Genomic DNA, 23,117 nt, shown 5'->3' on the forward strand with positions numbered 1-23,117 from the left:
ACCGTTGGTTAGCCGAGAGTCTTGGAAACGTCAGCGTTAAACGTAAGCTTGGAATCGGTTTCGGCCTGGTGCTGCTGCTGACCCTGTTGATCACCTTCACCGGCTGGACCGGCATGAGCGGGATCATCAGCCGAGGCGACAAGCTCGGCTTCATCTCCAGCCTCAACGAGCTGACCAAGGACCTGCGCCTGGCGCGTCTGGACTATGAAGCACGCCGTGGCGAACAGGGCCCCGGCGCGGTCAACGACCTGCTCGGCAAACTCGACGCCGGCCTACAAAGCGCCCGCGGCATGATCGAGCAACCGTCCGACGTGGCCATGATCGATCAGCAACTGGCAGCGGTCGCCGAGTACAAACGCGCCTTTGGCGACATGACCCAGGCCACCGTGCAGCGTGAAGACGCCCGCAGCAAACTCGGCGCCAGCGCCGATAACGCCGTGGCCAAGGTCAGCGAAGTCGAGAAATCCCTGTTGCAAGGCGACAGCGTTGCGCAATTCAACAGCGTGATCGAGCTGAGCAAACTGCTGCAGCAGGCGCGCTATCAGGTGCGCGGCTACACCTACAGCGGCAAGGCCGAAGCCGAACAACCGGCGCTGGATGCCATCGCCGCCGCCCTGAACAATCTGGAAAGCCTGCCGAGCAAACTGCCCGAGCAACACATCGCCAACCTGCAGCAGGCCACCGAATCGCTCAAGGCTTACCGCGCCGCCGTCAGCCAGTTCCGCGACTCCCAGGTGAACAACGCCAAAGCGCTGGCTCGCATGTCGGCCCAGGGCGACATCCTGCTCGACGTCAGCAAGAAACTCACCGAATCTCAGACCATCGTCCGCGACACCGATGCCGCGCACGCCAAAAACATGCTGATGATCGCCACCCTGCTGGCCCTGGCCTTCGGTCTGCTCGCGGCCTGGGCGATCACCCGGCAGATCATCATTCCGCTGGAGCAGACCCTGAAAGTCGCCGAACGCGTGGCCGCCGGTGACCTGACCCACAATCTGGTGTCCCTGCGCCGCGATGAACTTGGTCAACTGCAACGCTCGATGCAGAGCATGACCCAGGGCCTGCGCGAATTGATCGGCGGGATCAGCGACGGCGTGACCCAGATCGCCAGCGCCGCCGAAGAGTTGTCCGCGGTGACCGAGCAGACCAGCGCCGGCGTGAATAATCAGAAAATCGAGACCGACCAGGTCGCGACCGCCATGAACGAAATGGCCGCCACCGTGCAGGAAGTCGCGCGCAACGCCGAGGAAGCTTCGGAAGCCGCGGTCGCCGCCGACCAGCAGGCCCGTGAGGGCGACAAGGTGGTTGGCGAAGCCATCGCCCAGATCGAACGCCTGGCCGCCGAAGTCGGCCACTCCACCGAGGCCATGGGCGAGCTCAAGCGCGAAAGCGACAAGATCGGCAGCGTGCTTGACGTGATCAAGTCCGTGGCCCAGCAAACCAACCTGCTGGCCCTCAACGCCGCCATCGAAGCCGCCCGTGCCGGTGAAGCCGGACGTGGCTTTGCGGTGGTCGCCGATGAAGTCCGCAGCCTGGCCCAGCGCACTCAGAAGTCCACGGAAGAGATCGAAGAGCTGATCGTCGGCCTGCAGAACGGCACCCAGCAAGTGGCGACGATCATGGACAACAGCCGCACCCTGACCGACAGCAGTGTCGAGCTGACCCGGCGTGCCGGTGGTTCGCTGGAAAGCATCACCCGCACCGTTTCGGCAATTCAGGCGATGAACCAGCAGATCGCCGCGGCGGCCGAGCAGCAGAGCGCTGTGGCTGAAGAGATCAACCGCAGCGTGCTGAACGTGCGGGACGTGTCGGACCAGACCTCGGCGGCCAGTGAAGAGACGGCGGCCTCCAGCGTCGAGTTGGCGCGCCTGGGCACTCACCTGCAAACGCTGGTGGGCCGGTTCAAGGTGTAAGGGATGCTTGATCGCTTGATCGTTCCCACGCTCTGCGTGGGAATGCATCCTGTGACGCTCCGCGTCACGCTTGCGAAGGGACGCAGAGCGTCCTGAGCGGCATTCCCACGCAGACGGTTCGACGCCTCGACGTGGGAACGATCAGTGATAAAAAAACGCAGCCAATGGCTGCGTTTTTTTTGCCCTGCGTTTAGAGAACTTGCCGCAGGAACGCCTGGGCTCGCGGATCCTTCGGCGCATCGAAGAACTCGGCCGGCGAGGCGTCTTCCAGCAGTTTGCCGTGATCGAAGAACAGCACCCGATCCGCCACTTCCCGGGCAAAACCCATTTCGTGGGTCACGCAGACCATGGTCATGCCTTCCACAGCCAGGTTTTTCATCACGTCCAGCACTTCGCCGACCATTTCCGGGTCGAGGGCCGAGGTCGGTTCGTCGAACAGCATGACCTTGGGGTCCATCGCCAGCGCCCGGGCAATCGCCACGCGCTGCTGCTGACCGCCGGACAGGCGCGACGGGTATTCGCGGGCCTTCTGGGCGATGCCGACCTTCTCCAGCAATGCCAGAGCCTTGGCTTCGCTTTCCTTCTGGCCGCGCTTGCGCACGACTTTCTGCGCCAGGCACAGGTTCTCCAGCACGGTCATGTGCGGGAACAGATTGAAATGCTGGAACACCATGCCGACTTCGCGGCGGTAGGCGTTGACGTCGGTTTTCGGGTCGGCCAGTTGCAGGCCGTCGATGCTCACCGAGCCGGAATCGAATTCTTCCAGACCATTAAGGCAACGCAGGAAGGTCGACTTGCCGGAGCCGGACGGGCCGATCACCACCAGCACTTCACCTTTGGCCACGGACGTGCTGACGTTATCCACCGCGCGCACCACTTGCCCACGGGTGTCGAAGACTTTTACCAGATCACGGACTTCAATCACTTTGCGCGAGCCTCCGCTCAAGCCGGCTGGCGATTTTCGACAGCGGCAGGTTGATCAACAGGTACAGGCCGGCGACGCAGAACAGGATCTCGAACGGCGAGAACGACGTGGTGATGACTTCCCGGCCGCTTTTCAGCAGCTCGGTGATGGCGATCACCGACACCAGCGAAGTGTCTTTGACCAGACTGATGAACTGCCCGGCCAGCGGCGGCAGCACGCGTTTGAACGCCTGCGGCAACACCACATGACGCATCGACTGGCCGGCACTCAGACCCAGCGAACGCGCCGCTTCGTTCTGGCCGCGGGCAATCGACTGCACACCGGAACGAATGATTTCCGCCACGTAGGCGCCGGTGAACAGCGACAGCGCGGCAATCCCGGCGAACTCCCGGGACAGGTTCATCACCGTGCCGATGAAGAAATAGAAAATGAAGATCTGCACCAGCAGCGGCGTACCGCGCACCAGTTCGACATAGATCGTCGACAGGTCGCGCAGGGTCGGGTTGCTCGACAGCCGGCACAGCCCGGTGGCCAGACCGATCAGCAGACCCAGCACACCGGACACCACCGACAGCCAAAGCGTGGTCCACAGGCCCCACAGCAGCGGACCCGCCGCCCAATGCCGCGTCACGCCCACGACGTCGCCTTCGGCCACATCGTCGCCCTGAGCGAATTGCAGGCTGTTTTCGTCGACGGTCAGGTGCTGCTCGTCACCGGCATCGTTGCGCAGGGTGACCTGCGCGCTGCCACCTTTGCGCACCAGTTCGCTGACGGTGGAAATGTCGGTCGCGCGCTGGGTTTCCTCGGCCTGATAGGCGAAGTACTGCGGCACGCGGTTCCAGCGCCATTCGTAGGACATCAGCGACGTGGCGTAATACAACGCGCCGGCCAGGCCGACCAGCACCAGCACGGTCAGGACGTGCCAGGGCCATTGGGCTTTTTTCTGTTTCATTGAATGTTTCTCTGATTCGCTCGTTCCCACGCTCTGCGTGGGAATGCATCCTGTGACGCTCTGCGTCACGCTTGCGAAGGGACGCGGAGCGTCCCGGGCGGCGTTCCCACGCAAAGCGTGGGAACGATCAGCGGGCGGGCCTTATTCCATGTCCTTGAGCCACTCGGTGCTCTTGAACCACTTGTCATGGATGCGATCGTAGGTGCCGTCTTCGTGGATCTGGTGCAGGAAGTTGTTGATGAAGTTGATGCTGTCGTAGTCACCCTTCTTCAGACCGAAGGCCAGTGGCTCGTAGGTGAACGGCTTGTCGAGGAACACCAGTTTGCCGGCGCCGACCTTGTTCACCGCGACCACGTTGTACGGCGCGTCGTAGATGAAGGCATCAGCCTTGCCGTTGACCACGTCGAGCACGGCTTCCTGCTCGTTGTCGTAGCCGTGGTACTTGGCTTTGGAGATCAGCTTCTTGGCGACCATCTCGCCGGTGGTGCCGAGCTTGGAGGTGATGCGGTAGTCGGCGGTGTTCAGGTCTTTATAGGACTTGATGGTGCCTTCCAGTTCCTTGCGGATCAGCAGGGTCTGGCCGACCACGATGAACGGTTCGCTGAAGTTCAGGCGCAGGTTGCGTTCCTGGGTCAGGGTCATGCCGCTGCCGATCATGTCGAACTTGTCGGTCATCAGCGCCGGGATGATCCCGTCGTAGCCGGTGGAGACCAGCTCCAGCTTGACGCCCATGGCCTTGGTCATGGCTTTGAGGATGTCGACTTCGAAACCGATGATTTCGCCGCGCTTGTTGGTCATTTCGAACGGCATGTAGGTCGGATCCATGCCGACCTTCAACGAGCCACGCTTGACCGCGTCGTCGATTGCACCGGCCTGCGCCGCATTGACTGCAACCAGTGCCGTGACGCCGACCAGCAGCATCGACAGATACTTCTTCATCTTCAAGTCCCCAAAACCATTGCGTTTGCGGCGCGAAAACCGACAGAAATGGACAAGATTGTCCGGGTGCGCCAATTCGGGGACGGATGCTAACGCACTCGTCCGTTTGCACAAGGTTTTTTGATCGGTTGGTGCCGGATGGGACGCAGAGCGTCCCGGGCTGCATTCCCACGCAGAGCGTGGGAACGAGTGATCCGAGACGGTAATCGGCAGGCAAAAAAAAACCCCGCTTTCGCGGGGTTTCTTGATCAGGCCGGTTGCGCCTGCAAGCTCACAGGCTTGAGCGGCAGCAGCGGTGCATGAGGATCAGCTTTCACCGAAGCCCGCCAGGCGTCCAGCCACTCGGCGTGGCCTTCGGCCCACACCTGCTCGTGCAGACGGGCCAGGGCCACCGGATCGCTCAGCAGTTGCAGGCGATCATGGTTGTTCAGCCCGGCCGGGCCGACCTTGATCGCGTGACGCACACGTTCCTGGCGCAGCCATTCGATCGGCTCGGCCTGACCGTGACGCGAGGTCGCCAGCGAGCACGCCAGGGCGTTCTGCTGTGGATCGACCACCGCGCGGATGAAGCCGTCATTCAGTGCGTGCCAGCGGTTTTCGTGGGTGTACTGATCGGTGGCCAGCAGCTCCTGTGGCGGATTGTATTCCTCGGGGATGAGGAACAGGCTCTCGTCACGGGATTTGAGGCCCAGACCGACGCGGCTGGAAATCACCGACACCGGAATCGACAGCATCAGCGAACCGACGATCGGCACCAGCCACCACAGGAAGCTCGGGTTCAGCCAGATCACCAGCAGTGCCCAGAAGAAGCCCAGCAGGGTCTGCGGACCGTGACGCTTGACCGCTTCGCTCCATGGCGTCGAGTCGTCGTCACGCTGCGGCGAGTTCCAGGTCGCGGCCCAGCCGAGGAACGCGGCCAGAACGAAACGGGTGTGGAAAATCATCCGTACCGGCGCCAGCAGCATGGAGAACAGCATCTCCAGCAGCATCGACACGGTCACCTTGAACTTGCCGCCGAACTCTTTCGCGCCCTTGGCCCAGATCAGGATGATGCTCAACAGCTTCGGCAGGAACAGCAGCACGATGGTCGTCGAGAACAGCGCGATCGCCTTGTCCGGGTGCCATTGTGGCCACAGCGGATAGAGCTGACGCGGTTCGAGGAAGTACTGCGGCTCCATCAGCGTGTTCACCGCCAGCAGCGCGGTCGACAGCACGAGGAAGAAGAACCACAACGGCGCCGACAGGTAAGACATCACGCCGGTCAGGAACACCGCGCGGTGCACCGGGTGCATGCCTTTGACCAGGAACAGACGGAAGTTCATCAGGTTGCCGTGGCACCAGCGACGGTCACGCTTGAGTTCGTCGAGCAGGTTCGGCGGCAGTTCTTCGTAGCTGCCCGGCAGATCGTAGGCAATCCACACGCCCCAGCCGGCGCGGCGCATCAGCGCAGCTTCAACGAAGTCGTGAGAGAGAATCGCACCGGAGAACGCACCTTTGCCCGGCAACGGCGCCAGGGCGCAGTGGTCGATGAACGGCTTCATGCGGATGATCGCGTTGTGACCCCAGTAGTGGGATTCACCCAGCTGCCAGAAGTGCAGGCCGGCGGTGAACAGCGGACCGTACACGCGAGTGGCGAACTGCTGCATGCGCGCATACAGCGTGTCCATGCCCGAAGCGCGCGGCGCGGTCTGGATGATACCGGCGTCCGGCGTGGCCTCCATCAGGCGCACCAGACTGGTCAGGCACTCGCCGCTCATCACCGAGTCGGCGTCGAGCACGACCATGTACTTGTAGTCACCGCCCCAGCGACGGCAGAAGTCGTCGAGGTTGCCGCTCTTGCGTTTGACGCGACGGCGACGGCGGCGATAGAAGATCTTGCCGAAACCCTTGGCTTCGCGGCAGACGTCCAGCCAGGCCTGCTGCTCGGCAACGCAGATGTCGGTGTCGTTACTGTCGCTGAGGACGAAGAAGTCGAAACGGTCCAGGTCACCGGTAGCGGCGACCGACTCGAAGGTCGCGCGCAGACCGGCGAACACCCGAGGCACGTCTTCGTTGCAGATCGGCATCACCAGTGCGGTGCGCGCGTCTTTCGGAATCGGCTCGTTGCCGGCACTTTTACCGGAGATCCGGTATTTATCGTGGCCGGTGAGCAATTCGAGGAAGCCCATCAGCGCGGTCCAGAAACCGGCCGATACCCAGCAAAACAGAATCCCGAACATGATCAGGATGCTGGTCTGCAGCGCATACGGCAGCACTTGCGTGGCGGTTTGCAGCAGCGGTTGATGCAGGACTTCTTCCAGATCGACGAACGACCAGCCCTGGTACGGCATGATGCCTTTCATGTACCAGCCGGCGACGATGGTCTGCCCCAGCATCAGCACCAGCAGAATGTAGCGACGGATCGAGCCGACCGTGCGCCAGCGCGCCGCCGGCAGCACGTTGGCGTCCTTCGGCGGTTGCGGCGGGTTGGTGCGGCCGGTCAGGCGGCGCCAGCCACGCACCAGGATGTTGGTGCGCCACGGCTCCGGCACGACCTTGGTCCGACGGATCGGCGGCGTGGCCTTCATGCTGACCCGGCCGCTGGCGTCGAGCACCAGCATTTCCGCGTCTTGCAGCTCTTCGGCGGTGCTCAGGATCAGGCGCTTGCCCACCGAAGCCTGGGCGGCTTCGGTCGGTGCGTCAAAGGTCTTGGACGACAGGCGTTCATGCAATTCGCTGAAGGACTGGCAGCCCGCGAGTTCCGCGCGCTGCTCGTCGGTCATCGGCAGATGCGCCAGGTACTCGGACAGAGTCTCTGGCTGTACTTGAGAGTTACTCATCGGCAGGCAACTGATAGCTCCAGGTCTCGGTCAGGACTTCTTCAGTCGGTGCCGATTCCGGTGTGGCTGGGGCCGCGTCCGCAGCGGCTGGCTGCTTGGCGTCTTTGTTGGCCTTGTCCTTGGCATCTGCAACCGGCTTGGCGTCGGCCTGTTTGGCCTCGGCGGCCTTGGCTTCCTTGTCGGCTTTCTCTTGTTGCTTGGCGGCAACCTTGTCGGCCTTGGCTACCGACGAATTGGACGTCGGCACCGAAGACTTGGCCAGATCAGCGGTGACCACTGGCTGCACCAGAGCTGCGCGCATCTCGGTGGACTTGCTCGGGTCCTTGATCTTCATCCGCAGGGTCAGGCGCCAGCCCTTGGTTTCCGGGTTGTAGCGCACGCTGTTCTCGACCAGTTCGGCGTTGTCGCCGACGCTGACCTGGCTGCGAACGTCCGCATCTGGAGCCAAAGCGGCCAGAGACGGGCCTTCGAAGTCGACCAGGTAGGCAACGCTGCCATCCGGCTGACGGATCAGGTTCGATTGCTTGACGTCACCGGTCGAACGCAGGGTCTGCTTGACCCAGGCGCTGTCCGGCGCGTGAATCGCCGCTTCGTCCATGGTCCAGTGCATGCGGTAGGCGAAGTCCAGCGGCTGGCCTGGCTCCGGCAGTTTTTCCGGGTTCCAGAACGCAACGATGTTGTCGTTGGTTTCGTCCGCAGTCGGGATCTCGACCAGATCAACCGTGCCCTTGCCCCAGTCGCCCTTCGGCTCGATCCAGGCGCTTGGGCGCTTGTCGTAGCGGTCGTCGAGGTCTTCGTAGTGGCTGAAATCACGGCCACGTTGCAGCAGACCGAAACCACGCGGGTTCTCGACGCTGAACTGGCTCACGGCCAGATGTTTAGGGTTGTTCAGAGGGCGCCAGATCCACTCGCCGTTGCCGGCATGGATCGACAGACCGCTGGAGTCGTGCAGTTCGCGACGGTAGTTGAGCACTTTCGACGGCTGGTTGGCGCCGAACAGGAACATGCTGGTCAGCGGCGCGATGCCGAGCTTGCCGACCTTGTCACGCAGGTACATCTGGCCCTTGACGTCGACAATGGTGTCGCTGCCCGGACGCAGGATCAGACGGTAGGCGCCGGTCGCACGTGGCGAATCCAGCAGGGCGAAGATCACCAGGTGCTTGTCGCCCGGCTTCGGCTGCTGAATCCAGAACTCGCGAAAACGCGGGAATTCTTCGCCGGACGGCAAAGCGGTATCGATTGCCAGACCACGGGCCGACAGGCCGTAGGTGTGACCCTTGCCGACGACGCGGAAATAGCTCGCGCCCAGCATGGTCATGATTTCGTCTTGCTTGTCCGCCTTGTTGATCGGGTACAGCACACGGAAACCGGCGTAGCCCAGTTGTTCGGTGGCCTTCGGATCGAACTGCAGGTCGCCGAAATCGAAACGGCTTGGATCGTATTTGATCTCTTCGACCGTGTTAGCGGTGATTTCGTTGATTTTCACCGGCGTATCGAAGTGCATGCCCTGGTGATAGAAGGACAGCTTGAACGGGGTCTTCTGGTCGGCCCATTCGGCCTTTTCGGTGCGGAAACGAATCTTCTGATAGTCCGCGAATTTCATTTCACGGAATTCGTTCGGCAGGTTGCTGCGCGGGGCTTCGAACTTCTGCCCGGCCAGCTCTTTGGCCTTGGCCGACACATCGTCAAGATTGAATGCCCAAAGCTGGCCGGCGCTGAGCAGGCAGAGTACTGCCGAGCCCGCTACCAGAGCGCTGCGCAAGCGTTTGGCAGACAATTTTGCTGCATTACAGGGACTAACAATCACGAGCAACCCTCGCCGAAAACAGATCAATAAACCAACGGCCAGATGAAGTGCCTGTGAGGGATTCGGTACAAAAAAACCGACCTTTCAGGACACCCTTGCCAAGTTGGCGAGCATTGTTCCGACTCCGCTGGGTCAAAATGATTCCCCAATCGGATCCGGACAAGTCTCTACCTAAGTCAAAATGGACCAACGAACGCTGATCCCCGTAGCGCGCGATTATCTAGTAGCCCGCGTGACAACGCATCAGGGGTAACAAAGTATTTATCGCGAAAATTCCCTGTTTTCAGTCGAAAAGCCCTTAAAAAGTTGTTTCAAGCACTTTCATGTCTGTAACAGGAAGGTTACCGGGCCATCGTTGACCAGGTGCACCTGCATATCCGCGCCGAATCTACCTGATGCCACTGTGCCATGCATCTGTTTCGCTTTGCTTAATAGATAGTCGAATAATTCTTCGCCCAGCGCCGGAGGGGCGGCGGTCGAGAAACTCGGGCGCAACCCGCTTTTGGTGTCGGCAGCGAGGGTGAACTGAGAGACCAGCAGCAACCCGCCGCCCACATCCGCCAGGGACAGATTCATCTTGCCCTCGGCGTCACTGAACACTCGATAGTTAAGCAGCTTATGCAGAAGTTTGTCGGCGCTGGCCGGCGTGTCGTCGGGCTCTACCGCCACCAGCACCAGCAAACCCTGATCGACACTGCCAACCACCTCGCCCGCCACTTCGACCCGCGCGCCTTTCACGCGCTGCAACAGCCCCTTCATGCTTCTTCGGGCGGCAGGTCGAGCAGACGACGGGCCATTTTGCTGGCGGCGCGCACCAGTGCATCGGTGATGCCCGGTTCCGAGGCAGCGTGGCCGGCATCGCGGATCACCTGCAGCTCGCTGTTCGGCCAGGCCTGATGCAGTTCCCAGGCGTTGTCGAGCGGGCAGATCACGTCGTAGCGGCCGTGGATGATCACGCCCGGCAGATGGGCGATCTTGCCCATGTCGCGAATCAGCTGGTTCGGCTCAAGGAACGCGTTGTTGGTGAAGTAGTGGCATTCGATCCGCGCAATCGACAAGGCACGCTGCGGCTCGGAGAAACGGTCGACCACCAGCGGGTTCGGACGCAGGGTCGCGGTGCGCCCTTCCCAGGTCGACCAGGCCTTGGCCGCGTGCATCTGGGCGATCTGGTCGTTGCCGGTCAGGCGTTTGTGGAACGCGCTGAGCAGGTCGTCGCGCTCGTCCAGCGGGATCGGCGCGAGGTAGTCCTGCCAGTAATCGGGGAACAGACGGCTGGCGCCGGCCTGGTAGAACCATTCGATTTCCTGCGGACGGCAGAGAAAGATCCCGCGCAGGATCAGACCGTGCACGCGCTCCGGGTGGGTCTGCGCGTAGGCCAGCGCCAGGGTCGAACCCCAGGAACCGCCGAACAGCACCCATTTGTCGATGCCCAGGTGTTTACGAATGCGCTCGAGGTCTTCGACCAGATCCCAGGTGGTGTTGTTTTCCAGGCTGGCGTGGGGCGTGGAGCGACCGCAGCCGCGCTGGTCGAAGGTGACAATGCGATACAGGTTCGGATCGAAGTAGCGGCGACTCTGGGCGTCGCACCCGGCGCCGGGACCTCCGTGGATGAACACCACCGGCAAACCTTCCGGTGAACCGCTTTCGTCGACGTACAGCGTATGGGTGTCATCGACGGCCAGATCGTGCCGTGCGTGAGGTTTGATCTGCGGAAACAAAGTCTGCATTGCGCGCTCCGTAAGGGGTCGAGGTCATCCCTGAGGGGACTTCTATTATTCTGCCGTCCGGCATCATAAACCCGATTTACGTCAATGAGCATGCCCGTGCGCTGTCACATTTTGTCAGCCATGAACCCCAGCAGGTTCTCAAAGAGACGATCGACCTCGGCGACCTGATTTCGCGCCCGCAGGCAGCCGTGAACCAGCCCTTCGCCGTAATACAGCGCCGCGTCGACGCCCGCCGCGTTCAGCCGTTCGGCGTAGCACACGCCGTCGTCACGCAGCGGATCGAACTGCGCCACGGCGATCCAGGCCGGTGGCAAACCGCTGAAGTCCCCGGCCAGCAACGGCATCGCATAGGCGTTCGGCTTGGCGGTGCCGCGCAGGTACAAGGCGTGATAACAGTCGAGATCGCTGCTGGCGAGCAACGGCGCATCCGCGCATTCGCTGCGCGACGGCAACTGCTCATCGCCTCCCAGCCCCGGATAGATCAAGACCTGCGCGCCCGGCAGCGGCTCGCCGGCATCGCGCAGTGCCAGGCACAGCGCCGCCGCCAGATTGCCCCCGGCACTGTCGCCCGCCACCAGCATCCGTCCGGGATCGAACCAGAACGGTCCGCTGCGCAACGCGCGCCAGACGCTCAGGCAATCCTCGAAACCGGCCGGGAACGGGTGCTCCGGCGCCAGCCGGTAATCCACCGCCACCACCATCGCCCCGAGCGCCATGGCCAACTCGCAGCAGATGAAGTCATGGGAATCCAGCCCGCCGACCACCCAACCGCCGCCATGCAGATACAACACGCACGGCCAGCCACTGGCCGATGGCCGGACAGGCGGGCGATACGAGCGCACCGCCACCCCGCTCAACTGGAAATCCACCACCTCCAGACCCGCCGGCCGTTCGGGCGTGAAGGCGCGGCACATGGCGTCATAGGATTTGCGCAATCCGCCGAGGCTGCTGTCCTCGCTGGCAAAGCCTTCGGTTCTGGAAACGAAGGCTGCCATCGACGGCGAAAGTGGATAAGTGCCCATCAGTTTTTCAGGCTGGCCTGAACCGTGGCCACGCCGTCCTTGCCATCGAAACTGCTGACACCCGCCAGCCAGCGTTGCAGGTCTTCGGGATGTTCACGCAGCCAGGTCTTCGCCACTTCCTGCGGCGTCTTGCGCTCCATGATCGGCACCATCAACTGGCTTTCCTGGGCGGCGGTGAAGGTCAGGTTTTCCAGCAGTCGATGAACGTTCGGGCAGCGCTCGGCGTAGTCCGGCGCGGTGACGGTGGAAACGGTGGCGGCGCCTTCGTTGGGGCCGTAGACGTCTTCACTGCCGGTCAGGTAGGTGATTTTCATGTTGATGTTCATCGGGTGCGGCGTCCAGCCGACGAACACCACGAACTCCCTGCGGTTCACCGCCCGCTGCACGGCGGCGAGCATGCCGGCCTCACCGGATTCGACGATCTTGAAATCCTTCAGGCCGAAATGGTTGGTTTCGATCATGGTCTTGATCGTGGTGTTGGCGCCGCTGCCGGGCTCGATGCCGTAGATCTTGGCACCGAGCTGATCCTTGAATTTCGCGATGTCGCCGAAGGTTTTCAGCCCTGCGGCCGCCACGTAATCCGGAACCGCCAGCGTCGCCTGGGCGTCGGCCAGGCTGGGTTTGTCCATGACCTTGACCTGATTGGCGGCGAGGAACGGCGCAATATTCTTGTCCATCGCCGGTTTCCAGTAGCCGAGGAAGATATCCAGACGCTTGTCGCGGATGCCGGCGAAGATGATTTGCTGCACGGCGCTGGTCTGCTTGCTTTCGTAGCCGAGGCCGTTGAGCAGCACGTCGGCCATGCCGCTGGTGGCGATCACGTCGGTCCAGTTGACGACGCCCATGCGCACGGTTTTGCAGGAAGCATCATCGGAAGCCATGGCGCCGGCGCTGAGCAGCGCACTGCCGGTCAGGATTAACGCACAACGAGTGAACAGTCTTTTCATGTGGGATCGTCTCGTGCGGCAGCGGGTTATTGTTCGGATCGGTGTCTTCTTGCACCGTGGCCGAAACATTACGCAGCAGACGAGCGGGAAAAGCGAACTGTGGCGACCGGGATTTGCACGGTGGCGACTTCTCCCGATCGTTCCCACGCTCCGCGTGGGAATGCAGCCCGTGACGCTCCGCGTCACTGGACGCGGAGCGTCCCTTGAGGCATTCCCACGCAGAGCGTGGGAACGATCACAGCTGACTCAGTTGTAGTGGTTTTTGCCCCAGGCGAGCAGCCCTTGCAGCAATTCCTTCAGCACCACCCGTGTCGGCTCCGCCAGATCGGCGCGGTAGCGGAACGGTTCGAACTCTTCCATGTAGGTGCACTGGCCCAGCTCCAGTTGCACAGCGTGGATGTTTTCCGCCGGGTTGCCGTAGTGACGGGTGATGTGGCCGCCCTTGAAGCGCCCGTTCAGCACATGGCTGTAAGCGTCGTGGCGGGCGCAGATCGCTTCCAGTTGCGTGGCCAACTGCGGATCGCAACTGGCGCCGTTGAAAGTGCCGAGGTTGAAGTCCGGCAGCTTGCCGTCGAACAGGTGCGGGATGATCGAGCGGATCGAATGCGCATCGAACAGCAACGCGTAACCGAACTCGGCCTTCAACCGCGCCAGCTCCTCCTGCAAGGTGCGGTGATACGGCGTCCAGATCTGCTCCAGATAGGTCGCACGCTCTTCTTTCGACGGCTCCTGGCCTGCCTTGAACAACGGAATGCCATCGAACAGCGTCGCCGGGTACAGCCCGGTGGTGGCGCCGGCGTACAGCGGTTTGTCGTCGGACGGCCGGTTCAGGTCGATGACGAACCGCGAGTACTCGGCCGCCAGAGTGCTGGCGCCCAGTTCGGCGGCGAAATCGTAGAGCTGCGGAATGTGCCAGTCGGTGTCCGGCAGGCTTTTCGCGTCCGGGATCAACCCGGCCTCGACCGCCGGGGTCAGGCGTACGCCGGCGTGGGGCATGCTGATCAGCAGCGGCACGCGACCTTGTTTGAAGTTCAGAACCTTATCCACAACCGCTCTCCTACAGACTTGATTCAACGCCGTGACGCACGACGCGTTTGTCCAGTTCACCACCGAGCCAGTACGCCAGATCCGCCGGGCGGTCGATCTGCCAGGCGACAAAATCGGCGACCTTGCCGACTTCCAGCGAACCGTGGGTCTCGGCCATGCCCAGGGCTTGTGCCGCATGAATCGTGGCGCCGGCCAATGCCTCTTCCGGAGTCATGCGGAAACAGGTGCAGGCCATGTTCAGCATCAGGCGCAACGACAGCGCCGGCGAGGTGCCGGGGTTGAGGTCGCTGGCGATGGCGATTTTCACCTTGTGTTTGCGCAGGGCGTCCATCGGTGGCAACTGGGTTTCGCGCAGGAAGTAGAACGCCCCCGGCAACAGCACCGCGACGGTATCGGATTCGGCCATGGCGATGGCGTCGGCTTCGTCCATGAACTCCAAGTGATCGGCGGACAATGCGTGGTAGCGCGCAGCGAGGCTGGAACCGTGCAGCGACGACAATTGCTCGGCGTGCAGCTTCACCGGCAGACCGAGTTTTTGCGCGGCGATGAACACCCGCTCGACCTGCTCCGGGGAGAACGCCAGGTATTCGCAGAACGCATCCACCGCATCGACCAGCCCTTCGGCGGCCAGCGCAGGGAGCATCTCGGCGCAGATGTGATCGATGTAATCGTCGGCGCGATCCTTGTATTCCGGCGGCAAGGCGTGGGCGGCCAGGCAGGTGCTGCGCACGCTGATCGGCAGCTCGGCGGCGAGGCGACGGATGACCCGCAAAATCTTGCGCTCGCTGGCCAGATCGAGGCCGTAGCCGGATTTCATTTCGACCGTGGTCACGCCGTCGCGCATCAGGCTTTTCAGGCGCTTGGCGGCGCTGGCGAACAGCTCGTCTTCCGAGGCTTCGCGCGTGGCGCGCACGGTGCTGGCGATGCCGCCGCCGGCGGCGGCGATCTCTGCATAGCTGACGCCTTGCAGGCGCTTCTCGAATTCGCCGCTGCGGTTGCCGCCGAACACGGTGTGGGTGTGGCAGTCGATCAGGCCGGGAGTGACCCAAGCGCCTTGCAGGTCATTGACCGCCGGGTATTCGCCTGACGGCAATTGGCTGCGCGGGCCGATCCACTCGATGAGTGCACCGGACGTCACGATGGCCGCATCCTCGATGATCGAGTAGACGCCTTGCGCCATGGTTGCGACGTGGCAGTGTTGCCAGAGGGTTTTCATCCCAAGTCCTCGTCTTGCGATCGTTCCCACGCTCTGCGTGGGAATGCAGCCCGTGACGCTCCGCGTCACTGGACGCGGAGCGTCCCTTGAGGCATTCCCACGCAGAGCGTGGGAACGATCAGTAGTGGTTAAAGGCTCGGCAGCAGTTTCGCCGGAACCAGCTCCGTCAGCACCCGCGAAGCCAGCAGTTCGGTCGCTGCATTGATATCCGGCGCGAAGAAGCGGTCCTTCTCGTAGAACGGCACTTCGCGACGCAGAATCCCACGGGCCTGTTCCAGTTTGGCCGAGGTCTTCAGGCCGTTGCGCAGGTCCAGGCCCTGCACCGCCGCCAGCCATTCCACCGCGAGAATCCCGCGAGTGTTCTCGGCCATTTCCCACAGGCGCTTGCCGGCGGCCGGGGCCATCGACACGTGGTCTTCCTGGTTGGCAGAAGTCGGCAGGCTGTCCACCGAGTGCGGATGGGACAACGCCTTGTTTTCGCTGGCCAGGGCCGCAGCGGTCACCTGGGCGATCATGAAGCCGGAGTTCACGCCTCCGTTGGCGACGAGGAACGGCGGCAGCTGCGACATGTGCTTGTCCATCATCAGCGAGATACGGCGCTCGCTCAGGGAACCGATTTCGGCAATGGCCAGCGCCATGTTGTCAGCGGCCATGGCCACTGGTTCGGCGTGGAAGTTGCCGCCGGAAATCACGTCGCCTTCGGCCGCGAACACCAGCGGGTTGTCGGATACGGCGTTGGCTTCGATGGCCAGCACTTCGGCGGCCTGACGGAACTGGGTCAGGCACGCGCCCATGACTTGCGGCTGGCAACGCAGCGAGTACGGGTCCTGCACCTTTTCGCAGTTCTGGTGCGAGTCGGAGACTTCGCTGCGCTCGCCCAGCAGATCGCGGTAAGCGGCAGCGGCGTCGATCTGGCCTTTCTGGCCACGGGCGGCGTGGATGCGCGCATCGAACGGCGAACGCGAGCCCAGCACCGCTTCCACCGTCAGACCGCCCAGCGCCAGCGCGCCGGCGAACAGGTCTTCACCTTCGAACAGACCACGCAGTGCGAATGCGGTAGAAACCTGAGTACCGTTGAGCAGCGCCAGACCTTCTTTGGCCGCCAGGGTCAGCGGGGTCAGACCGGCGACTTTCAGCGCTTCGGTCGCTTCCATCCACTCGCCCTTGTAGCGCGCCTTGCCCTCACCCAGCAGCACCAGCGACATGTGCGCCAGCGGCGCGAGGTCACCGGATGCACCGACCGAGCCTTTCAACGGAATGTGCGGATAGACCTCGGCGTTGATCAACGCGATCAGCGCATCGATCACTACGCGACGAATCCCGGAGAAACCACGGCTGAGGCTGTTGACCTTGAGCACCATGATCAGGCGCACCAGCTCATCGCTGATCGGCTGGCCGACGCCGGCGGCGTGGGACAGCACCAGCGAGCGCTGTAGGTTTTCCAGGTCTTCGCTGGCGATGCGAGTCGAGGCCAGCAGGCCGAAACCGGTGTTGATGCCGTAGGCGGTGCGGTTTTCCGCGAGGATCTGCTCGACGCAGGCCACGCTGGCTTCGATCTGCGCGCTGGCGCTGTTGTCGAGGGTCAGCTTGACCGGGTTCTGATAAACGTCACGCAGTTGGGCCAGGCTCAGTTGGCCGGGGATCAGGTTCAGCGCAGTCATTTTGTGCTCCTTTTGAGAGTTTATTGTTAACTCGCCAGACGCTCCGGAGATGTCCGTTGTCCGTCGCGTCTGCCCTTTTGGGGAGCCGCGCCTTGGCACGCTGGCGTGGGTAGTTTTCAGTGCAAATTCGGTAATGCGTTGTGCAGCAGATCCGTGTCTTTCAGAACGTTTGCAGCTGCGGCGATATCCGGCGCCAGCCAGCGATCCTGATCGTAGGCCGGGACCTTTTCGCGCAGCAGTCGCCAGGCGGTATCGGTGCCGGCGCCGAAGCGCTGTTCCTTGAGAAATTCAAACGCCTGGGCCGCCAGCAGGTACTCGATGGCGAGGATCTGAGTGCAGTTTTCCAGCGCGCGATGCAGCTTCAGCGCGGCGTTGGTGCCCATGCTCAAGTGATCTTCCTGCAGGCCCGAGGTGACGTAGTTGTCGAGCACCGCCGGCTGCGCCAACTGGCGGTTTTCCGCGCACAGCGACGCGGCGACGTATTGCACGATCATCATCCCGGAGTTCACCCCCGGATTGGCCACCAGGAATGCCGGCAGACCGCTGACGTGCGGGTTGATCAGGCGATCCAGACGCCGCTCGGCAATCGATCCGATTTCAGCCATCGCAATCGCCAGCAGATCCGCCGCCAGCGCCACCGATTGCCCGTGCGGGTTGGCCTGGGACATGACACGGAAGTCATCCGGCGTGCCCAGCAGCAACGGGTTGTCGGTGCAGCCGTTGAGCTCGGTTTCGATCTGTTTGATCGCGTGTTCCAGTTGATCGCGGGCGGCGCCGTGCACCTGCGGGATCGAGCGGATGCTCAAGGCATCCTGAGTGCGAATGCCTTTGCTCGCCGCGATCACTTCGCTGCCATCGAGCAAGGCGCGCAGATTGACGCCGACCTGCTGCATGCCCGGATGCGGTTTGAGCGCAATGATCTCGGCATCGAACGCGGCGATCTGGCCGCGCTGGGCTTCGAAACTCATGGCGCCGATCACGTCGGCCCATTGCAGCAGACGTGTGGCGTCGGCAATCCCCAGGCAACCGAGGCCGGTCATGCACGGCGTACCGTTGACCAGGCACAGACCGTCCTTCGCCCCGAGCTGAACCGGTTGCAGGCCCTCTTCGGCCAGCGCCTGCTGTGCAGACACGATCTGCCCGCGATAGCTGACATTGCCCACGCCCAGCAGCGCGATGCCGATGTGGGCCATGTGGGTCAGGTAACCCACCGAACCCTGGGACGGCACTTGCGGGGTGATGCCGCGATTGAGCAGCGCCAGCAGCGCTTCGACCACCCGGCGATGAATGCCGGATTTGCCGTGGCTGTAGTTGCGGATCGCCGAGCACAGGATGGCGCGGGTCTGCTCATCGGCCAGTACCGGACCGACGCCGCAGGCATGGCTGAGCAAGGTGTTGCGCGACAGCTGGCTGAGCTGTTCGTCTTTCAGCGAGACGTTGCACAGCGCACCGAGCCCGGTGTTCACGCCATAGGCGCGCTCGCCGCTGGCGACGATGCGCTGGACGATGCCCTGCGCGTTTTCAATGCGCGCCCAGGTCTGCGCCGACAGCTCGAGCTGCGCGCCGTGACGAGCGACTGCGACCACATCCTGCCAACGCATCGGGGCGTCGGCGATAACGATTTTTTCAGCCTGGGACATCTAAAACCTCATTAACCTGATCGTTCCCACGCTCTGCGTGGGAACGCCGCCTGGGACGCTCCGCGTCCCGCTCTCACCGCAAGACTCAAGTCCTGCGCAATGGTGACGCGGAGCGTCACGGTATGCATTCCTACGCAGACGGTTCGACGCCTCGACGTGGGAACGAGCCTGCCGTAAACCTTTAAACCACAGCCGCCCGCCGCTGCACGAAACGGTCGACATACTCGTCCGCCGGCGAATGCAGGATCTCTTTCGGCGTGCCGACCTGGATCAGGCGGCCGTCCTTGAGGATCGCGATGCGGTTGCCGATGCGCACGGCCTCGTCGAGGTCGTGGGTGATGAAGACGATGGTCTTGTGCAGGGTCTTTTGCAGCTCCAGCAACTGGTCCTGCATCTCGGCGCGGATCAGCGGATCCAGCGCACTGAACGCTTCGTCCATCAGGATGATGTCGGTGTCCGCCGCCAGGGCGCGGGCCAGACCCACACGTTGGCGCATGCCGCCGGAGAGCTGGTGCGGGTATTTGTTTTCGTAGCCCTTGAGGCCCACGGTGTTGATCCAGTGCAGCGCGCGTTCGGCGCACAGTTGCTTGGTCTCGCCGCGCACTTTCAGGCCGTAGGCGACGTTGTCGAGCACGGTCTTGTGCGGCAGCAGGCCGAAGCTCTGGAACACCATGCTGATCTTGTGCCGACGAAATTCGCGCAAGGCGTCCATGTCGTATTGCAGGATGTCCACGCCGTCCACCAGGATCGCGCCGCTGGTCGGGTCGATCAGGCGGTTGAAGTGGCGCACCAGGGTCGATTTGCCGGAGCCGGACAGGCCCATGATCACGAAGATCTCGCCGGTGCCGATGCTCAGGGACAAATCGTTGACCCCGACCACGCAACCGGTTTCGTTCAGCACCTGATCCTTGGTCTTGCCCTGGCCGACCATCGTCAGTGCATCCTTGGCGCGGTTGCCGAAAATCTTGAAGACGTTTTTGACTTCGATCTTGCTCACGGTTGCGTTGCTCATTTGCTCACCTCATGCCGTGGCCGACCATACGCCTGGGTAATGCGGTCGATGACCACTGCGAGAATCACGATCGCCAGACCGGCTTCAAGGCCGCGTCCGACGTTGAGGGTCTGAATGCCCACCAGCACATCTTCACCCAGACCACGGGCGCCGATCATCGAGGCGATCACCACCATCGACAGGGCCATCATGGTGGTCTGGTTGATCCCGGCCATGATGCTCGGCAGGGCCAGCGGCAGTTGCACGCCGAACAGTTGCTGCCAGCGGTTGGCGCCGAAGGCGTTGATCGCTTCCATCACTTCGCCGTCAACCTGGCGGATGCCCAGATCGGTCAGGCGGATCAGCGGCGGCGCGGCGTAGATCACGGTGGCGAAAATCGCCGGCACCTTGCCCAGGCCGAACAGCATCAGCACCGGAATCAGGTACACGAAGCTCGGCATGGTCTGCATGATGTCGAGCAGCGGCATCAGCACCGAACGCAGGCGATTGCTGCGCGCCGAGAGAATCCCCAGCGGTACGCCGATCAGCACCGAAATGACCGTCGCCACCATCATCAGCGCGAGGGTCTGCATCAACTTGTCCCACAGACCGACAGCGCCGACCAGGAACAACAGACCGACGATCACGGCGGTGGTCACGACTTTGCGCGTCGCATGCCAGGCCACGACGCCGACGATGGCCAGCATCAACCACCACGGCGCGGCGCGCAGCAGGCCTTCAAGATTGACGATGGCCCACAGCAGGGTGTCGGAGATATGACGGAACACATCGCCGTAGTTGGTGACCAGCGCATCGACCCAACCGTTGACCCAGTCGGCGATGGAAAAGGTAAAGCTTTCGGGAAACATAAGCGGCTCTCAATCAGGAAACTCAATCAAGCGATTGCGGCGAACACCCCGGCCAGCCTCTCGGTTGGCCGGGAGGAATTCGACCTACAGCGCCGCGTCGATTTTCTTGGCAGCGTCTTCACTCACCCACGCATGCCAGACCTCAGGATGTTCCTTGAGGAAGATTTTCGCCAGTTTTGGCGACTCGATACGTTCCTTCGCCATGCGGCCCAGGTTCTGGTTCAGCAGGTCGATCGGCAGGTTGACCTTTTCCAGCACGGCCACCAGTTCCGGCGCTTGCTCGTGGAAGGTCTTGGACAGACCGACCTTGATGGTCACGGTCTTGTCGACGCCCGGTTTTTCTTCCAGTTTCACTGCGTCGATCTGGCCCATCAGCGGGGTTGGCGACCAGTAGTAGAACAGGATCGGCTCGCCACGCTTGTAGCTCGACAGCACCGCCGCATCCAGCGCCGGACCGGTGCCCGGACGGAAGTTGGTGTAGCTGTTTTCCAGGCCGTAGCTTTTCAGCATTTCGCTGTTGTCCAGCTCGCAGGTCCAGCCGGCCGGGCAGTTGTAGAAGCGGCCCTTGGAAGGCTCTTCGGCGTCCTTGAAGATGGCGGCGTATTTGCCCAGGTCGGCGATGTTTTTCAGGTCCGGCGCCTTGGCTTCGATCTTGCGTTTGGCGTCGCCTTCGATCACGTAGCGCGGCACGTACCAGCCTTCGATCGCACCCACCACCGGGGCGCCGACACCGACGACCTTGCCGGCCTTCTCGGCCTTGTTCCAGACCTCGCTGCGGCCGACCCATTCTTCGGCGAAGATCTGGATGTCGTTGCTGCTCAGGGCGTTTTCCATGGTGATGGAGTTGCCCGGCAGGCTGTCGGTCTTGCAGTCGTAACCTTTTTCCAGCACCACTTGCAGAACGTCGGTCAGCAGCATGCCGCTTTCCCAGTTCAGGCCGGCGAATTTCACCGGTTTGCCGGACTCGCACCAGCCAGCGGCCTGGGTCGCGCCGGCGCTGGCCAGCAGGCCCATGGAAAGCAAGGTGGTCAGCAGGGTCTTGTTCGATTTCATTGTTGTGACGCTCCTAATCATGAATTGGCTTACGGCAGTCAAGAGGCATCCAGCCCTGTCCACGTCCAAATCAGGCCTGCGCCGCAGCGCGACCGGCCCCGCTTGTTTTAGGTTGTACAACGCTGTCCTGCTCGACGGGCAGAATCAGTCGATCGGGTACGGTGCCGTGCCATTTTTTCGCGCAGACGTAGTACAGCGCTGCGGGCAGCACGAGACCGATGATCCAGGAAATATCCACATCCCCCAGGGCCGCCACCAATGGACCGGTATAGAACTTGGTGGAAATGAACGGCAGTTGCACCAGCACCCCGAACACGTAAACGCTGATACCGAGGATGTTCCAGCGGCCGTAGCGACCGTTCGGATCCGCCAGTGCCGGCACGTCGTAGCGCTCGCGGGTGATGCAGTAGTAGTCCACCAGGTTGATCGCACTCCACGGCGTGAAGAACGCCAGCAGGAACAGGATGAAGGACTTGAACGCACCGAGGAACGAATGCTGGCCGAGCAGTGCGATCAGGGTCGCCGCGCCGACGATCACCAGCACGAACACCAGACGCTGCATGCGGGTGACCGTCAGGTGGCCACGGAAGCCGCTGATGATGGTCGCGATGCACATGAAGCTGCCGTAGGAGTTCAGGGTGGAGATGGTGACCTTGCCGAACGCGATGCTGAAATACAGCAGCGCGGCGGTGGCACCGGTCCCGCCCAGACCGACGATGTAGGCGACTTCATGACCGGCGAATTGCCCGTTGGCCGAAGCGGCCGCGAACACACCGAGGATCATCGCCACCTGCGCACCAATCACCGAACCGGCACCGGCGGCGAAGAAGGTTTTCACCGAAGACACCTTGCTCGGCAGGTAACGCGAGTAGTCCGCCACGTAAGGGCCGAAAGCGATCTGCCAGGAGGCCGCGAGCGACACCGCCAGCAGGAAACTGCTCCAGCTGAAGTGGCGGATTTCCAGAAGTGCGCCGACGTCCACCTGACTCATCAGACGGCTGAACAGGTATACGAAAGCAATCACGCCAATGGCACTGGCGATGCGGCCGATCCAGTGAATCACCCGATAGCCAAGCACCGTGACCACGACGATGACGCTGGCGAAAAGCAGGATGCCAACGGTATCGCTGACCCCGAACAACTGGCCCAGCGCCTGACCGGACAACACCGTTCCGGTGGCGGTGAAGCCGAGGTACATCAGGCACACCAGCACGATCGGAATCGCCGCGCCGTAGACGCCGAACTGCACCCGGCTGGAAATCATCTGCGGCAGGCCAAGCTTCGGCCCTTGCGCTGCGTGCAGCGCCATCACCCCGCCGCCCAGCAATTGACCGATCAGCAGACCGATCAACGACCAGAACACATCGCCGCCCAGCACCACGGCCAGGGCCCCGGTGACAATCGCGGTGATTTGCAGGTTGGCACCCATCCACAGGGTGAACTGACTGAACAGACGACCGTGTCTTTCCGCTTCCGGGATGTAGTCGATCGAACGCCTTTCGATCAACGGTTTACTGCCTGCACGATCGGTGTTGCCCGCCATGATTCAACCTCTGTGGATTGTTCTGGTTATTGTTGTTGTGGCCCTG

General features: G+C 62.5%; 18 protein-coding genes and 1 pseudogene. 2 read left to right on the top strand and 17 right to left on the bottom strand.

The genetic code is table 11. The annotated features are described in order from the left end of the window. Window positions 1–113: 113 nt before the first annotated feature. Window positions 114–1,058 (top strand): annotated as a pseudogene (locus CAF80_RS29255) (methyl-accepting chemotaxis protein); the annotation flags it as partial. A gap of 141 nt (window positions 1,059–1,199) precedes the next feature. Next, on the top strand, window positions 1,200–1,913 hold the full coding sequence (locus CAF80_RS29260; protein WP_371857706.1) for a methyl-accepting chemotaxis protein: 714 nt from the start codon (window positions 1,200–1,202) through the stop codon (window positions 1,911–1,913). Between the two features lie 190 nt (window positions 1,914–2,103). On the opposite strand, the gene CAF80_RS18165 is transcribed toward CAF80_RS29260, so the two are convergent. From CAF80_RS18165 to CAF80_RS18245, 17 genes are all read right to left on the bottom strand, one after another. After that, window positions 2,104–2,838, bottom strand: coding sequence for an amino acid ABC transporter ATP-binding protein (locus tag CAF80_RS18165; protein ID WP_064592877.1), 735 nt, complete (start codon window positions 2,836–2,838; stop codon window positions 2,104–2,106). Continuing rightward, entirely contained in the window at window positions 2,831–3,790 is a 960-nt protein-coding gene (locus tag CAF80_RS18170) for an amino acid ABC transporter permease (RefSeq protein ID WP_007952431.1), read from the bottom strand. Before CAF80_RS18170 ends, CAF80_RS18165 begins: the two co-directional genes overlap by 8 nt. A gap of 141 nt (window positions 3,791–3,931) precedes the next feature. Next, window positions 3,932–4,729 (bottom strand): transporter substrate-binding domain-containing protein, encoded by a 798-nt coding sequence (locus CAF80_RS18175; protein WP_039772466.1) that lies wholly within the window; start codon window positions 4,727–4,729, stop codon window positions 3,932–3,934. A gap of 248 nt (window positions 4,730–4,977) precedes the next feature. Further along, window positions 4,978–7,548 (bottom strand): glucans biosynthesis glucosyltransferase MdoH, encoded by a 2,571-nt coding sequence (gene mdoH, locus CAF80_RS18180; RefSeq protein ID WP_074689544.1) that lies wholly within the window; start codon window positions 7,546–7,548, stop codon window positions 4,978–4,980. Further along, complete coding sequence (locus tag CAF80_RS18185) at window positions 7,541–9,355, bottom strand: glucan biosynthesis protein G (RefSeq protein ID WP_085667782.1); 1,815 nt, start codon at window positions 9,353–9,355, stop codon at window positions 7,541–7,543. Before CAF80_RS18185 ends, mdoH begins: the two co-directional genes overlap by 8 nt. Window positions 9,356–9,676: 321 nt before the next feature. Next, window positions 9,677–10,114, bottom strand: a complete 438-nt coding sequence (dtd, locus tag CAF80_RS18190; RefSeq protein ID WP_064592873.1) for a D-aminoacyl-tRNA deacylase — start codon at window positions 10,112–10,114, stop codon at window positions 9,677–9,679. Further along, on the bottom strand, window positions 10,111–11,082 hold the full coding sequence (gene pip, locus CAF80_RS18195; RefSeq protein ID WP_007952436.1) for a prolyl aminopeptidase: 972 nt from the start codon (window positions 11,080–11,082) through the stop codon (window positions 10,111–10,113). The genes dtd and pip overlap by 4 nt, the downstream gene beginning before the upstream one ends. Before the next feature lie 104 nt (window positions 11,083–11,186). Then, window positions 11,187–12,104, bottom strand: coding sequence for an alpha/beta hydrolase (locus CAF80_RS18200; RefSeq protein WP_085667685.1), 918 nt, complete (start codon window positions 12,102–12,104; stop codon window positions 11,187–11,189). Continuing rightward, window positions 12,104–13,051 carry a choline ABC transporter substrate-binding protein gene (locus CAF80_RS18205; protein WP_085667684.1) on the bottom strand — a complete coding sequence of 316 codons (948 nt, stop codon included), beginning with the start codon at window positions 13,049–13,051 and terminating at the stop codon, window positions 12,104–12,106. Before CAF80_RS18205 ends, CAF80_RS18200 begins: the two co-directional genes overlap by 1 nt. Window positions 13,052–13,297: 246 nt before the next feature. Continuing rightward, window positions 13,298–14,098, bottom strand: a complete 801-nt coding sequence (hutG, locus tag CAF80_RS18210) for an N-formylglutamate deformylase (RefSeq protein ID WP_039764730.1) — start codon at window positions 14,096–14,098, stop codon at window positions 13,298–13,300. 10 nt (window positions 14,099–14,108) lie between these two features. Continuing rightward, window positions 14,109–15,314: an imidazolonepropionase gene (gene hutI / locus CAF80_RS18215; protein WP_074689540.1), complete on the bottom strand. Its 1,206-nt coding sequence runs from the start codon at window positions 15,312–15,314 to the stop codon at window positions 14,109–14,111. A gap of 128 nt (window positions 15,315–15,442) precedes the next feature. After that, window positions 15,443–16,975 (bottom strand): histidine ammonia-lyase, encoded by a 1,533-nt coding sequence (gene hutH / locus CAF80_RS18220; protein WP_039764727.1) that lies wholly within the window; start codon window positions 16,973–16,975, stop codon window positions 15,443–15,445. Between the two features lie 116 nt (window positions 16,976–17,091). Continuing rightward, window positions 17,092–18,615: a histidine ammonia-lyase gene (gene hutH, locus CAF80_RS18225; RefSeq protein WP_074689538.1), complete on the bottom strand. Its 1,524-nt coding sequence runs from the start codon at window positions 18,613–18,615 to the stop codon at window positions 17,092–17,094. A gap of 181 nt (window positions 18,616–18,796) precedes the next feature. Next, window positions 18,797–19,627: a glycine betaine/L-proline ABC transporter ATP-binding protein gene (locus tag CAF80_RS18230; protein WP_074689536.1), complete on the bottom strand. Its 831-nt coding sequence runs from the start codon at window positions 19,625–19,627 to the stop codon at window positions 18,797–18,799. Further along, window positions 19,624–20,475 carry a proline/glycine betaine ABC transporter permease gene (locus tag CAF80_RS18235; RefSeq protein WP_007952475.1) on the bottom strand — a complete coding sequence of 284 codons (852 nt, stop codon included), beginning with the start codon at window positions 20,473–20,475 and terminating at the stop codon, window positions 19,624–19,626. The genes CAF80_RS18230 and CAF80_RS18235 overlap by 4 nt, the downstream gene beginning before the upstream one ends. Before the next feature lie 84 nt (window positions 20,476–20,559). Further along, entirely contained in the window at window positions 20,560–21,528 is a 969-nt protein-coding gene (locus CAF80_RS18240; protein ID WP_039764723.1) for an ABC transporter substrate-binding protein, read from the bottom strand. A gap of 70 nt (window positions 21,529–21,598) precedes the next feature. After that, entirely contained in the window at window positions 21,599–23,071 is a 1,473-nt protein-coding gene (locus CAF80_RS18245) for a cytosine permease (protein ID WP_074689534.1), read from the bottom strand. Window positions 23,072–23,117: the final 46 nt, after the last annotated feature.

Source organism: Pseudomonas sp. B34(2017), assembly GCF_002112915.1.
In the GTDB taxonomy this organism is placed as follows: Bacteria; Pseudomonadota; Gammaproteobacteria; order Pseudomonadales; family Pseudomonadaceae; genus Aquipseudomonas; species Aquipseudomonas pharyngis.